This window comes from Cytophagales bacterium, from assembly GCA_033344775.1.
Taxonomy (GTDB): domain Bacteria; phylum Bacteroidota; class Bacteroidia; order Cytophagales; family Cyclobacteriaceae; genus JAWPMT01.
This window is the reverse complement of record JAWPMT010000001.1, coordinates 1,113,671-1,128,344: the sequence shown is the minus strand read 5'-3', so window position 1 is coordinate 1,128,344 and position 14,674 is coordinate 1,113,671. Positions and strand designations below refer to the sequence as shown.

Annotated in this window: 6 protein-coding genes; 4 read left to right on the top strand and 2 right to left on the bottom strand. The window is 43.4% G+C overall.

Features of this window, described 5'->3' with window-relative positions:
* Positions 1-43: 43 nt before the first annotated feature.
* Positions 44-3,349, bottom strand: coding sequence for an FG-GAP-like repeat-containing protein (locus R8G66_04665; protein MDW3191628.1), 3,306 nt, complete (start codon positions 3,347-3,349; stop codon positions 44-46).
* Between the two features lie 3 nt (positions 3,350-3,352).
* The gene (locus R8G66_04660; protein ID MDW3191627.1) at positions 3,353-5,317 is read right to left on the bottom strand and encodes a PorP/SprF family type IX secretion system membrane protein; all 1,965 of its coding nucleotides are present in this window, start codon (positions 5,315-5,317) and stop codon (positions 3,353-3,355) included.
* A 167-nt stretch (positions 5,318-5,484) separates the two neighbouring features.
* Between R8G66_04660 and R8G66_04655 the strand changes: the two genes are divergently transcribed.
* From R8G66_04655 to R8G66_04640, 4 genes are all read left to right on the top strand, one after another.
* Positions 5,485-6,270, top strand: coding sequence for a porin family protein (locus R8G66_04655; GenBank protein ID MDW3191626.1), 786 nt, complete (start codon positions 5,485-5,487; stop codon positions 6,268-6,270).
* 184 nt (positions 6,271-6,454) lie between these two features.
* Positions 6,455-9,724, top strand: coding sequence for a cyclic nucleotide-binding domain-containing protein (locus R8G66_04650; protein ID MDW3191625.1), 3,270 nt, complete (start codon positions 6,455-6,457; stop codon positions 9,722-9,724).
* A gap of 96 nt (positions 9,725-9,820) precedes the next feature.
* Entirely contained in the window at positions 9,821-11,335 is a 1,515-nt protein-coding gene (locus R8G66_04645) for a DUF4062 domain-containing protein (protein ID MDW3191624.1), read from the top strand.
* Between the two features lie 67 nt (positions 11,336-11,402).
* Positions 11,403-14,651, top strand: a complete 3,249-nt coding sequence (locus R8G66_04640) for a High-affnity carbon uptake protein Hat/HatR (GenBank protein MDW3191623.1) — start codon at positions 11,403-11,405, stop codon at positions 14,649-14,651.
* Positions 14,652-14,674 lie beyond the last annotated feature (23 nt).

Here is a 14,674-nt window from a genome sequence, read left to right as displayed (position 1 = left end):
GCATTTAAGAGTGAAGCGTCAAAAGTAAGGAAGGAAGCGGCTTTTACCTAGCCAACACAATGCTTCCTGAGATATTTAACTGACTTTCTTCGCATTTTAGTACATAATAATATATACCAACAGGAGCAGCGGAGCCATTGATGTTTCCATCCCAGACACAATCGTCGGTGAATGGTGAGTCAGCTACATGAACATTACGCCCGCGGTTGTCAAAGATAAAGACGGAGCATCCTGTGATTGAACTGGAGTTCAGGATCTCCCAACACTCAAAGCCTAACCCATCGCCATTGGGAGAAAAACCAGTCCTTGCAATCAGGTTGTCATTTTGCAGGGTAATCATATCTGTCTCTTCACAGCCGTTGGTGTCTATTCCGAATAGCGTGACATCTGTACTGGCTGATCTGGGGAATACTTCCACATTAGAGCTGGTACTGTCGTTAAAAATTTCATTAGGCCTCCATCGGTAGTTGGATCCACCTGTAGCCACTAAATTGACTGCATTGGTCATGGCTGGGATGATTACTGTACCATTAACAATTTCAAAATCCGGGCTACCGATCTCTACGCCGGCATTACTAAAGTTGCTGATCTCTCCGGTGGTGCTTACTTCGCAGCCAATATCTGTATTGATGGTTAATTGGAGTTGTGTAGCGTCTTCACCATCGGCTGTGTTAATAAAGGCAGCATTTTGTCCCGTATATCGTGTTAAGGTATCAGTTGCGCCGTTAGTTACATCAACCCAGAAATAATCTACAAAGCCAGCTGTTGTTTCAATTTGAATACTATCACTTGGACATTTTTCTCTTCCATTGGGATAGTCAATTTCCAATTCTGGTGGCCCTGATGCAGTCACATTTTGTGAACCAGAATTGCTACAATCCGGTATGTCAGCATATCCAGTAATCAGGTTAGCGGTATATACACCTTCGAAAGTGAAAATAAATGATGGGTTGGCCTCGTCGGAAGTGCCTATGCTATTTCCAAAGCGGTCTTGTATGTCCCAATCATAACTTAGGGCAAAACCCGCGGCTCCAGTTCCAGTTCCGTTAAATTCCAATTCAACACCGGTACAAATTTCAGTGGCTACATCGATGGTAGAAGTAGGGGGGGCTACTTCGGTTATTGTCAATGGTACTCCAATCCGGGCACAACTATTATCATCGGTCAACCTGAGACTATACTCAGCACTTTGGTCAGCAGTTACATTCAGACCAGTCGCTCCTGAGATTTCCGCACCATCCAAAAGCCATTGATAGTCAAATCCTCCAACTTCTTGAACTCGAAGTAATGTACTTTCTCCATCACAGAAAGTCACTGCATCATCATTGATGATCGTGAGTGAGGGCACATCGAACACTTGTATCGTTGTGGTTGCTACGAGACTCATGCAACTCCCGGTGTTTTCGGTCTGCAACGTATATTGCCCACTATTGATCGCTTCCGCTACGGCAGCTACATTAACTGAACCGGAGCTAGTAGTTTGTTCAAATCCATTAGGCCCTTTCCAATGGTAAACATCTGCGGTAGCCGCTGAAGTAAGTGTCAATGTTTCTCCGGCACAGAAGGTGGCAGGGTTCGTGAAGTTTGGAGTGGAAATTGAAATGTTTTGGAATGACAGGTTAACCACATTAGATCGTTCGCTGCAGCTGCCATCATCCGTATTCATAGTGACTCGCACAGCGATATCACTGCTGTAACTGGAAATATCCAGCGTATTGCTTGTGGAGGAAGCATCTATATTGAAGCCACTTCCTGTGTCCACTTCCCAGGAATAAGTAACATTCGGAGCACCTGATGCTTCTACAATAAAACTAATTCCGTTACAATAATCTCCTTCTGTTGGGGTAAGTACGGGAGCCACGCAATTGCGATTAGCGAGAATACTAACATCACCTCTTCGATTCAAACTACTATTTGCGGTCATGTAAATGTCCGGTTTGGCATCTCCGTTTAAATCACCAATCCTGACATTCCGGGAATTTGACCCAATGTCAATAGTGGATTCAGTAAATGATAAATTCGTGCTAGAAGAGTTATTGGTGAGTATGGCCAAATTATCGGAATCTTCCGATCCCAATACAATATCCGAATCACCGTCACCATCCAAATCACCAAAGGTGACACCCCAGGTCCTGGATGCAGTTGTATTGATTTCTACGGGATCTTCAAAAGAGAGCGCTGCGCCTACAACATCCGTGGTATTTTGCAATAAAAATAACCTTCCAGGTGTCGCATCTGTAATAGCTACTTCCATTCTATTGTCCCCATTTAGGTCTGCGACGCCTAATCTTCTTAAACTGGTACTTGGCAAGTCTAAAGTAAACCGATCTGAAAAATTGACATTACCTGAGGTGCTGAGATTTCGAAAAATATAGACAGTTTCACCTGTCCGGACACCAATGATCAATTCAGGAGAATTATCGCCATTCAGATCACCGAGAGTGATGATCCGACCTTCACCGGCAACCGGTGATACCACTTGATCGGAGGTGGTAGAAAAAGATAAACTGCTTCCGGCTGAGCCTGTATTGTTGAGATAAATATCAATCAAATTGTCACTTTGCCCACCAGCGATGATGTCGATCCAGCCATCACCGTCAATGTCGGCTAAATCTATCTGAGCAGCGACACGCACGTTATTGTTGCTCGCATTTCGAGGTAATATGATGGATTGCGTAGGAGTGGAGCTGAAAGCAGTAGCGATTGATCCTGAACCAGTATTTTCGAAAATAAAGACTTCATCGAACGTATCGCCCTCTGTAGCCACCAGGTCCGGAAAACCGTCCGCATTCAAATCTGCGCAAACCACGTTAATGGTTGGCTTTTCTCCTAATTCAATCGGTGTTCCGAAAGAAAATCCCGCGATTGAACTGCTGTTTTCATACAATTCTAAGGGACCGGGTGTTTCATTATGAGTAACTACCAAATCATTGTCTCCATCATTATCGAAATCGCAGGTACAAAGGTCGTAGGTAAAAAAATAACTAGTACCAAAAGTTGATGGATCATCAAAGTTATTAACACTGAAATTTGTAGCGCCAATACTCAGGATAAAGTTACTCGTGTAGATATTACTCTGTCCGTTGTTCAGGTTTGTAACCACTATTTTTCCAGCCGTAGCATTGGATGGAACAGTTACCGTAAGTAAATTTTCGGTAGCCGATGTAACGGTTGCCTGGCCATCACCTAAATAAACCAGATTTTGTGCTATCGTACTGCCGAAACCGGATCCAGCGATTGTCACTGTTTCTCCCGGTCCCGCACTGATGGGATCTACACTGTTAATATAAGGTTGGGCGCCAGCAAAACTGGACATCAAAATGATAAAACCTAAAATGGCAGTTCTCATTCCTTACTCGCTTACGGTTAATACCCAAACCTGATCAAGGTCCGGTAGATTTCTTATTCTGTTTCTTTCTGATCGTGCGCTCGATTCCTGATCAGATTCAAAAATGACTACATAATAATAACTACGAGCACTTACATAGCCGACTTTGGCCTCGTGAAACCCTCTCTCGAACAGTTGGTCACTGACATCTTCTGCACCATCAAATGACTCGAAAGCACCTGCAATGACATAACTTCCAGCAGGAAGCTCGAGGATGTGACTTCCTCTTTTGACGGTTTCAGGTTCCGTTGATTGTGCTAGTTCCTCCGGCGTTCTGAAGTCTTCGGTCAACGTAGAATCCTGCGGAGGAGTATTCTCTTGTGGTACCACCACCACCACTGGTGTATTCTCAACTTCAACTGGTGTTTCCTCAGGAATGTCTTCCTTAACTACTTCCTGAGGGGTGGGATCTACGGGAGTTTCTGTTGGCGCTTCTACGACAGGTGTATCTTCAACTGGTGTTTCCTGAACAGGAGTTGCCTCCTCAACCGGTTGCCAACGGACCACTTTATCTGTATTCCCCTCCGCATCGGTTCGCAGTAATTCAATGGCTACTTCCACCGTGCCATCAGGAGCAGTCCGTTCCCGATGTTCTGCTTCTGGGTCGAGTTTCCATTTCTCATCCGGGGTATCTGCAGGTACCCAGGCATTGACTGACTGGGGTTCACCATCTGCGCCCGTCCTCTCAAATGTCACTTGCTTCTCACGCTCTCCGAACTGATTGGTGCGTTGTTCTGAAGGAACTTCAGGTGCAGGATCAGTTTCTGTTGGTGCAGGATCAGGATCTGTGTTATTTTCTTCAGTGCTAGTGCCGAGTAATCCACCTAATGAATCTTCATCTTCTTGTTCACCCTGAGCAGTTCTCGCAGGTTGTTGACCTGCTCTTGATTTTCTTAATGCGGCAAGTTTACGTTCACGTTCCAGTTCCGCTTTTTTGGCACGTTCCTCAGCGGATAAACGGTGACTCTTAATGAACGAAGAAACATGTTCAGCATGTTCTTTTTTACTGCCCAGGTGATAGCCTACATGAAGCTCATGCGTTGGTCCCAGGGTGGAGGCGATGCTTGAATTTCCTAATTCAAAGGAATATCCAATGGCAAAACTCTCTTTTAGTTTGATTCCGATCAGTCCGACCAAATTATTGTCTTGTCGGAAGGATGCGCCTGCCCAGGTCACGTGTTTGATGTGAAAGATCACGGTACCCTCGTATTGATCAGGTCCTTCGGAGCTATACCTATATATAAGATGTGGCTCGATTGCCAAATCGTCGTTCAGGTGTCCCCGGTAATTGGCTTTGAACAGTACATTGTCCAATGGACTTACTCGAATAGGGCTATTGGTCTCTGGACTGATCACATCATACGTCACTAGATTGGGAATGGAAAATCCCGCATTGAAATGTCCGAAGTGATAGGTTGCTCCAAAATCTCCGATCAAAAAAGTGCTGTTGTCTACCAGATTGGTAAATGCCGGATCCGTGGGAGCATCCAGCTCCGCAAAGTTCAGGGTATTGTTTCCTGCCCCCAGGGATAGGCCAAATCTTAAATAGTGCTCCTTATCAACAGTGATCAGGTAACTGCTGGAGATTTTGCCCCATGATGTGGTCAATGGGCCCTGAGTTTCATTAAATACAGTGGCACCTATTCCGATTCCACCTTTTAAAGGTGTGTGAAAAGAAACATTGGAAATAGCAGGGGAGTTTTGAAAATTCATCCACTGCTGCCTGTAAAGTGCAAAAATTACCGTGTGACCTTCAACACCTGCATATGCGGGGTTGTAGAGGTAAGGGTTCATAAAGAACTGATTATATACTACGTTGACCTGGGCACGCAGAGGGAGGATGTTGATTAGAATAAAAAAAGCCAAGCCCGCCAACCGAAAACGGAGATTGTCGGATTTACTTTTTGAAGACAACACAATTTTTTCCATCTTAATGACGTAAATATAACGTCCATTTGGATTATTCTAATAATGGAACGAAGTATATGAATGATCAGTATGTCATTTTCCTTATATAAGTTTTTAATATTTTAAGTAAATGATAGAATCTATAGCCTTCGATTCCTTAATATTACGTTTGATTTATTCTTCAGTAGATGAATAGGGTTATTTCCTTTTTGGTATTATTTTTTCTTTTTCTGGGGCATCTTCAGGCGCAATATTGGTTTGGGCCCAAGGTCGGCTTTCAGCGAACCGACCATATTTATCAGGCGGCCAATTATAAGACAGACTCCTTTTTTGTAGATCCTGACTACAATTATCAGTTTGGATTTGTGCTTACTTACGCCGCCAGTGATCGATATGCCGTACACACGGAGATCAATTTTGAGCGCTACAGCAAAGACCTCAGAAACCGAGAGAACATTACGTTCGCCACCAGCAAGACCAATTCCGGATTCTTGACCGTTCCATTGATGCTCAGGTGGAATTTCGGAAAAGCGCCATTCTTATTCTATCTTAACGGAGGAACTAAGCTGAGTTACTGGCTTTATAGTAATGGTGTGTTGGAAAATTCATTCTTACAGGAGGCAGAAGATCCAACTAAAGAATATTCGGTGATTTTCGGTGAGGATCCCACGGCAGATCAAGATAAGCTTGTGCTTGAGCGTCCCAATCGACTTCAATATTCATTACAAGCAGGAGGTGGGGTCTATTTTGATTTGAGGAATTCGGCAAGGGTCATGCTTGATATTAGGTATAGTTTTGGCCATTCCAATATGGGTTTCAATGGTTCTCAAAATTTTGATTTTGAAGAATATGTAGAAGATTTCGAATATCGACACAATACACTCTCGATCTCTGTAGGCTACATGTTTGAATTCAATGCGTATCTACAGCGTCAGGGTAGGAGCACTAACCGGGAAAGTAATCGTAAACGCTAGATAGATTTACTGTCAGCGTACTCCCTACTTTTTACTACTTTTTGATAATTTTTCTTCCAGAGGCGCGCGATTTCGCGGCGGGCATCTGTTTGACTGGTGAGGTCAATTTTCATTATTTTTAAAGATAGATTGACTCATATGGAAAATTGCCTAATTTTAACAATTCAACAAGCTGACCTGAATTGTGTTTGATGCATTTCTAAAATTTCTCGGAGGAGAGCCTGGAGAGGAAAAGCAGATGTGGCTTTTGCTCGGTAAGGGATTTTTCATGGGTATTTTTATCGCCACCTATCAAATTGGTGCTGAAACCCTCTTTCTGCAGGTGATGGGCGAGACTTATCTAGATATTGCCTTTTTTACCGCTGGGGGATTAGGAATTCTTGCAGCAGGTTTGTTTGTGACGTTGCAGAGGCGGATCAATTTTTCAACATTGGTTGTTTCCAATGTATTCATCACATTCGTTTTTATCGCGGCATTGAGATACTCTTTTGAGTTTCTAGGATATGAAACCGGAGAAAAAGGTGAGTTTTCACTTTTGCCGTTTGTGCTGTTCATCATGATTGGACCAATCACGGCAATTACATTATTAGGATTCTGGGGTGTATTTGGTAGAATTTTTGATGCTCGCCAGGCCAAGAGGATTATTGGAGGTATCGATACTGGACAACTAACAGCAACCATTATTGCCTTTTTCTCTATTCCACTGATAACCAGATATGTACCCTTCATAAATGAAACATACGACCTATTGTTTGTTTCAGCAATTGCGGCATTTGGAATATTGTTTTTTACCATCTGGATTGTTAGAAATTACAACCTGGATAATATCACGAAAGTCAAAGAAGGAGAGAAGGTAGAGAAAGTGGGTTTCTTCGCTTTGGTGAAAGACAACTATTTGCGATTACTTTCTTTGTTTTTGATATTCTCGATGGGCGCTGCTGTATTCGTACAGTACACGTTCTACTCTGCGACGGAAACGATGTTTCCGAATGAGCAGGAGCTGTCTGATTTTTTATCCTTCTTTAGTGGAACAGTGATGATCATGAGTTTCCTGATCCAGAGTTTTGTGAACGACATCATAATTGGACGTTTCGGGCTTAAAGTAGCGCTGATCACCATGCCTGCTATCCTGGTTTTGTTTACGATTGGTGCAATTATATCAGGACATATTTATGAATATGACGTTAAAACAGAGGAATTTTTGTTGTTCTTCATGTTTACAGTGTCTGCTCAGGCTTTTACAGCGTCATTGAGGGATGCACTGGAAAGTCCGGCCTTCAAATTATTCTTCTTACCAATTGATGTTAAGATTCGGTTCGATATTCAAACTCGTATCGAGGGGGTCGTTAATCAGTTTGCAACGTTGGCAGCAGGTGCAGCACAACTTGGACTCGGATTATTGGCTTTTTTCGAGTTGATTCATTTTTCATATTTCATCATTGCTTTATCTGGCATTATCGTATTCTTGGCGAGTAAACTCTTCAATCAATATAAGATCACTCTGAAGAAAACGCTTGAGAAGCAGAAAGAAGACCTGAGAGGAGATATTCGTCACGAACATAATGCGGTCAATGTACTTAGAGATGAATTAAAGAGAAAAGGAGAGGATCGTATTTACAATGCCCTTCGATTGCTCGAAAAAATAGACCCGATAGAATTTGAATTTGCCTTATTGGATCAATTGAATTCCCGTCACGCTAAAATCCGACAATTCTCCTACAGGAAGCTGACAGATCACTTGTGTTATGGTGCTTTGGGGATCATCAAAAGTGAAGCCAAAACGGAAGGTGATGAAACGGCAGAAGTATTGGCAAAAGAAGCGGTGCAGGAACTTCAGGCTGCAGCTGATTTTGAGATTACAGATGTCAGTATCAGAAAGCTGGTTCGGTCTACCGATTCTAAAGACCGGATAAAAGGGGCGCATTTGCTCGCTAAGCTTACAGAGGATAAGCACATCGTGTATGTGCTTGAGTTACTGAGAGATATAAACGTTCAGGTGCGTGCAGCTGCGATGGCTACTGCTGGAAAATTAAGAAGACCTGAGGTATGGCCGGTGTTGATTGAAAACCTGCATCTGGCTACTTATGGAAACTATTCATCTTCCGCTTTGACGCACGCAGGAGAAGTTGCTTTCCATAACATTGACACTTCTTTCTATAAAACGGGACAGTATAAGAGTACGATGATGCGCATCATCCAGATACTCGGTAGAGTAGGAGGTCGTCAAGCGACTGAATTACTTTGGAAGAAAATCGATTTTCCAGATAAGAAAATCGTTTCTGAGATCCTTCGGGCTTTAAGTCATGTCGGCTTTGAAGGTAGGGATTTTCAGGCGGCAAGGATCAAGATCATTTTGGAGTCAGCCATAGGTGATATGGCCTGGAACATTAAGACATTGCAGGATGTGCCTGCGGAAACTGAATTAGATCAATTGATCCGGGAGGCAATCATTGAGGAAAACACCATCAATCATGACAACATCTTCATGTTGTTGAGTATGATTTATGACCCTCAAAATATCCTTTTGATTAAAGAAAATATCGATGCAGGAACGGTAGAATCGGTGACGTTTGGTATTGAGATGCTGGATTTGTTCTGCGAGGAAGAGTTGAAGCCAAAACTGTTCCCAGTTTTGGACAATCTGAAGGATGAAGAGAAATTGGCCAAACTGCAGAATAATTATCCACCGGAGTTTTTTGAATCATATAATGACTTACTACTTCAGGTAATCAATAGAGATTATAACCGGATTTCAAGATATACCAAAGCGCTTTCCATGTTGCGTGTAAGTCAGATGACGGATGCCTCGGTGGGGTATGATTTGGTAGCGAACCTATTCAATCCCGATAAGCTGATGCTTCAGACGGCTGCTTATGTGATATATAAGCTGGATCAGGAAGCCTATCATACGAATACAAGGCGTTTAAAACCTTCGATCAAGAAAGAATTGGATAAGGCAATATTGCCTCCTGTTTATCTGGAAGAAGGAGAGAGGTACCATCAAAATCTCTTGTTGATTGAGCGAGTTGTTCTGCTCAAAGCCCTACCTCATTTCGCGAATGTGCATGGGGAAGTGATCACATTGATTGCGGATGTCATGGAGGAGATCACGGTGCAGGCAGGCACAGAACTGATACAGGTTGGAGATAATGGAGGAACGCCTTTATACATCGTTAGAACTGGGACAGTCACGATTTCTAAAGCAGGTGAGGAAGATGAGGTGCTTGAAGAAAACAGTGTATTTGGAGAACAACTCGTCTCAGAATCAGAATCCTTCGATTTCAGTGCAGTAGCCACTACGGATTGTGCTTTGCTTGTATTGAGAAAAGAAGAATTGCTGGATATAATGGTTCAGCACCTGGACCTTACCGAATCGTATCTCAAGGTATTGAATGATGAAATAGAGAAAGACAAAGAAGAATTTGAAGAGGAAATGATGATGGATATTATTTAGTAGATTGTAATTATTCAAGATAAATGATATCCCTTGATTTTTAAAAGTTGCAAAATTTATAGTTATTTGGTTATCAGATAGCCCGACCGCCTTAAAATGAACTTAGACCAAGAAATAATTCTACTTTATGCCGAGGAAGACGACCAGCCCATCGAAGGTGGACTAAAAGGTTGGGTTTCGAACTTCCATAAGTTCTTGGATACCTTGTTGTCTCAGATCATCAAAGGTGATCCACAGATCAAGCTTGTCACAGAGAAGGACTTTTCGGATAGCACGATCTCGAATACGGCAGTAGTGATAGCGGTAATGACCCCCAACCTGGCCAAAGCTTCTTCTTTGATGGTTGGACTCAACAACTTTGCAGAACGAAATAAAAAAGAAGATACACTTGTGCTGGATGGCATATGCAGGGTATTCAAAGTGCATAAATTGCCTTTTGAGGATGACTCATATTTACCGGGGCTGCAAGAATTCATTGCTTTTGATTTTTACATGATCGATCCAATGAGTGGCGAAGCACAAGAGTTTCGACGGTTTTTTGGCAACGATGCAGAGAGAAGTTACTGGATGAAACTTGTCGATATGGCATACGACATCAACCAGGTGCTGAACGCGATCAAGAAACCAGAAGCAATCGCTGAATCAAAGACATTAGAATCATTTCCTAGAGATAAGACTGTATATCTAGCCAGTACAGGGGTAGATATGGTGATCCAAAGAGATGTGATCAAACGTGAGTTGATCCGTCATGGATACCGGGTACTTCCTAACCATACTTTACCAAAAGAATCCAAAGTGCTGGAACATCGGGTGAAGGAAGATCTTGCTAAATGCAGACTTTCCATACATTTGGTGGGAGAGGATTACGGATATCGTCCCAAAGGCTCCGATCTTTCGGTTGTTGACATCCAAAATCGAGTAGCCAGTAAGCACACTTACGAGATGGTGGAGTGGAATGAGCGACAAATCGAAAAAGAACTCTTCAGTCGCCTGATCTGGGTTTCTCCAGAGCTGAACAATGTTTCAGAGCGCCAAAAAATATTCATTGAAGACCTAAAAGGCGATGCTGCTGCTTTAGAAGAAGCAGAAGTTTTGCAAATCACTCTGCAAGAACTCAAGAGTATCGTGAGAGAGGAACTTGTGACAGGAGGCCGCTTCAATACCAGACGTGATGTGGCTGGTTATCAGCCTGCTGCGGAAGATGACCCGTCTCAGATTATTTACCTGATCACGGATAAACGTGACTTGAAAAGTAGTGAACCGCTTGAGAATTACTTGAAAGACGAGGGGTACCGTGTGGTATCTCCGAGTTTCGAAGGTGATTTGATCGACATTCGATACATCCATCAGGAAAACCTGAGAAGATGTGATGCCTCGATCATCTATTTCGGAGATGCGACAGAAGAATGGATCAAGACGAAGCTGAAAGATTTACTTAAGGCACCTGGGTTTGGAAGAAATAAGCCAATGAAGGCCAAAGCGGTCTATTTTGGAGGAAATAAAGATGTTGATTTAGGCATTTACAAGAAGAATAATGCATTGGTTTTAGGAAACAATGGCGGATTCCAGCCGGAAGATTTGTTACCGTTTTTAGACCGATTAAAGAATTAAGACGAATAATATTACCTAACCTCAGGCTCGAACTGTAAACTTTGGGCTTGATTAAAATCCTACGATTATGAGTGAGAAAGACGTACACTTTGATCATAACAGCGGTATCGTTGATATCGCGGAGTTGATCAATCCGTTTCCAGGACTCAGACCCTTTGGTGTCGAGGAAAGTCACTTATTTTTTGGTCGTGAAGGCCAGAGCGATGAAGCCCTGGTAAAGCTCGCGGAAAATCGCTTTGTTGGGATTCTCGGAGCGTCGGGTAGTGGTAAGTCATCTTTCATGTTTTGCGGATTGATTCCAACACTACATGGTGGATTCATGACTGATGCCGGGTCAAACTGGCGTGTCGTAGTTGCTCGCCCTGGTGGTGGGCCCATAGACAATTTGGCCGAGTCACTGTTGGTCAAAGATCAGGAATACAATTCCCTTTCGGAAGAAGACAAGCTGATCAGAAAAACGATTATAGGAACCGTACTAAGAAGTAGCTCTCTTGGTCTCATAGAGGTAATAAAGCAGTTAAAAGACGATAAATCACAGAATGTACTCGTCCTGATTGACCAGTTTGAGGAATTGTTCCGATTCAGTAAACTGGAATCATCTACTTCGGATCGTGATGAATCATCAGCATTCGTCAATCTATTATTGGAGGCAGTTCATCAATACGATGAGCAGATCTATGTTGCGATCACCATGCGATCGGACTTTATCGGGGAATGTGCGAAATATCCGGATCTGACACAAATGATTAATGATTCGCACTATTTGATCCCACAAATGACCCGCGATCAGAAGAGAATGGCGATTGAGGGTCCGGTTGCTGTAGGAGGGGGTAAGATTGCGCCACGCTTGACACAACAGCTGTTGAATGATGTGGGAGACAACCCTGACCAGTTACCGATTTTGCAGCACGCATTGATGCGTACCTGGGCATATTGGGTAGATGATCGAAAAGAAGAAGAACCGATGGACCTGCGGCATTACAATGCAGTAGGAACCCTGAGAGAAGCCTTATCGCAACATGCGAATGAAGCCTACGATTCCCTCAATAAGCGTGAAAAGCAGATTGCAGAAGTAATGTTCAAAGCACTTACAGAGAGAGGTGCTGAGAATCAAGGGATCAGACGTCCTACCAAGCTGGGGACCATCGCAGCAATTGCAGGAGTTTCAGAGGATGAAGTAGAAAGAGTAGTTGATCGATTCAGAGAGCCCGGAAGGTCCTTATTGATGCCTCCCTATGGCGTTCGATTAGAGTCTGATACGGTAATTGATATTTCTCACGAGAGTTTGATGCGTATCTGGGACCGATTAAAAAGGTGGCTGGATGAAGAGAGTAAAGCATCAGAGATGTATGTGAAGCTTTCTGAAGCGGCTGAAAGATTCCAGGAAGGTAAAGCGAGTCTATGGCAAATGCCTGATTTGCAACTAGCGCTGAACTGGAGAGAAGAGAACAGACCAACCCTGGTATGGGGTCAACGATATAATCCGGCATTTGAGCGAACCATGGTCTTTTTGGAAACTTCCGAAAAGGCATACATTGCTGAACAACGAAATAAGGAAGTACTTCAAAAACGACAGGTTAGGAGGTTCCGTATCGCTGCCCTTGTTCTTGGAGTCATGGCGATGGTGTCGATCTTCTTTGTGGTGTTAGCCCAGATCCAGAGAGGATATGCCGAAGATGCACAGGCGGAAGCAGAGCAACTTACCCTTGAAGCGATTGAAGCGGAAAAGGAAGCTAACCTTTTAAAGGAACAAGCTCAAAAATCCGCTGCCGACGCAAGAATTGCTCAAAATGATGCGGAGGAAGCCCAGGCGCAGGCGGAAGAAGAGAAAAGAAAGGCGGAATTCCAGGCCGAGGAAGCTCGAAAAGCCAAGGAGCTCGCTGATGAACAAAGAGTGAAGGCCGAAGCAGCTCAGCAATTAGCGCAAGAAAATGAGGCGCTGGCGAAAGAGCAGACTTTGCTGGCCCAACAACAGGAAGAAAAAGCTAAACTAGAGCAGGAAAAAGCTCAACGTCTTCGTTATCAGGCGATTGCCTTATCTATGTCTATTAAGGCGCAGAACATTCCGGACAAGGAATTGAAAGCTTTGGTAGCCAAACAGGCCTACTTGTATCATCAGGAGTACGGAGATGAAACGAAACCTTATAACGGTGATATTTATGCGGGTGTATACTCTGCTTTACAAGGGGTATTGGATACCCGGCCCGATAGCATCATTGCTAATACGACCAATAAAGGAGATTCTATCCTTAACCAATACCACGGTCATAAGCCGCTAATGAATGAAATTACAGGTGAGGAAAAGGCAGTGGCCGCCAGATCTGTTGCATTTGCTAATGATGGCGCTCACATGTATAGTGCAGGTGGAGATGGAAGATTATTGAAGTGGGATGTAGCATCCAGAACTTCAGAAGTGCTATTTACTTCTGATAAAGTAAACAGGGTTGTAAGCATCAGTCCTAACGAAAGATGGCTGGCACTGGGTACCAATAACAATGAGATTCTGATCTATAACTTACAGTCCAAAGGAGAGCCTCGTTCAGTCAGTGGTCATCAAGGTGCCGTTTACGATGTGGTTTTCTTACCTGACAATAAAGGTTTCATTTCTATTGGAGGAGATAATCGCTTGATCCAAAGTGATTTCTCTACTACTAAGGAATTAGCAACGCTTGATCGCAAAGTCAAAGCTTTGGCACTTTCTTCTGACGGGAATACACTTGTGGGAGGTACAGAGGATGGAGACCTCTACAAATGGGACCTTACTCAGGTGATCGACAACCAAAGTGTGATTTTTCGTGATGAAGATCATAAAAAGCCGGTTTTGGCACTGGCGTTCAGTAATGGCGATTCTCTGTTGGCCATCGCTGGATTCAACAAGTCAGACAATGGCTATATCCAGGTTTGGAACATGAACGAGAAAAGGCAAGAAGGGCCCGAGTTGACTGGGTTTAGTGCCGCAGTAACTGATGTCAAATTCAGTGATGATGCCACTTTAGTTGCCGGTGCGAGTAAAGATAAGACAGTGCGTTTCTGGGATAGAAAAAATATCTATGACCTTCCAACGGTACTTTCCGATCACAACGACTGGGTATGGGACATGGACTTCCATCCCGAAGGAAAGTCCCTGGTTACAGCCAGTGCCGATGGATTGTTACGGTACTACCAAACGTACTCCGACGACATGGCCAGTGAATTGTGTAACTACGTGAGCAGGAACTTGAGTGATACAGAGTGGAGACAATATGTTGGGGGTGATATCGAATATGTCAATACTTGCGAAGGAAAAGAGAAACCCGTAGAAGGCGAAGGCCTTTAATGCTAAACTTATCGATCTTATTT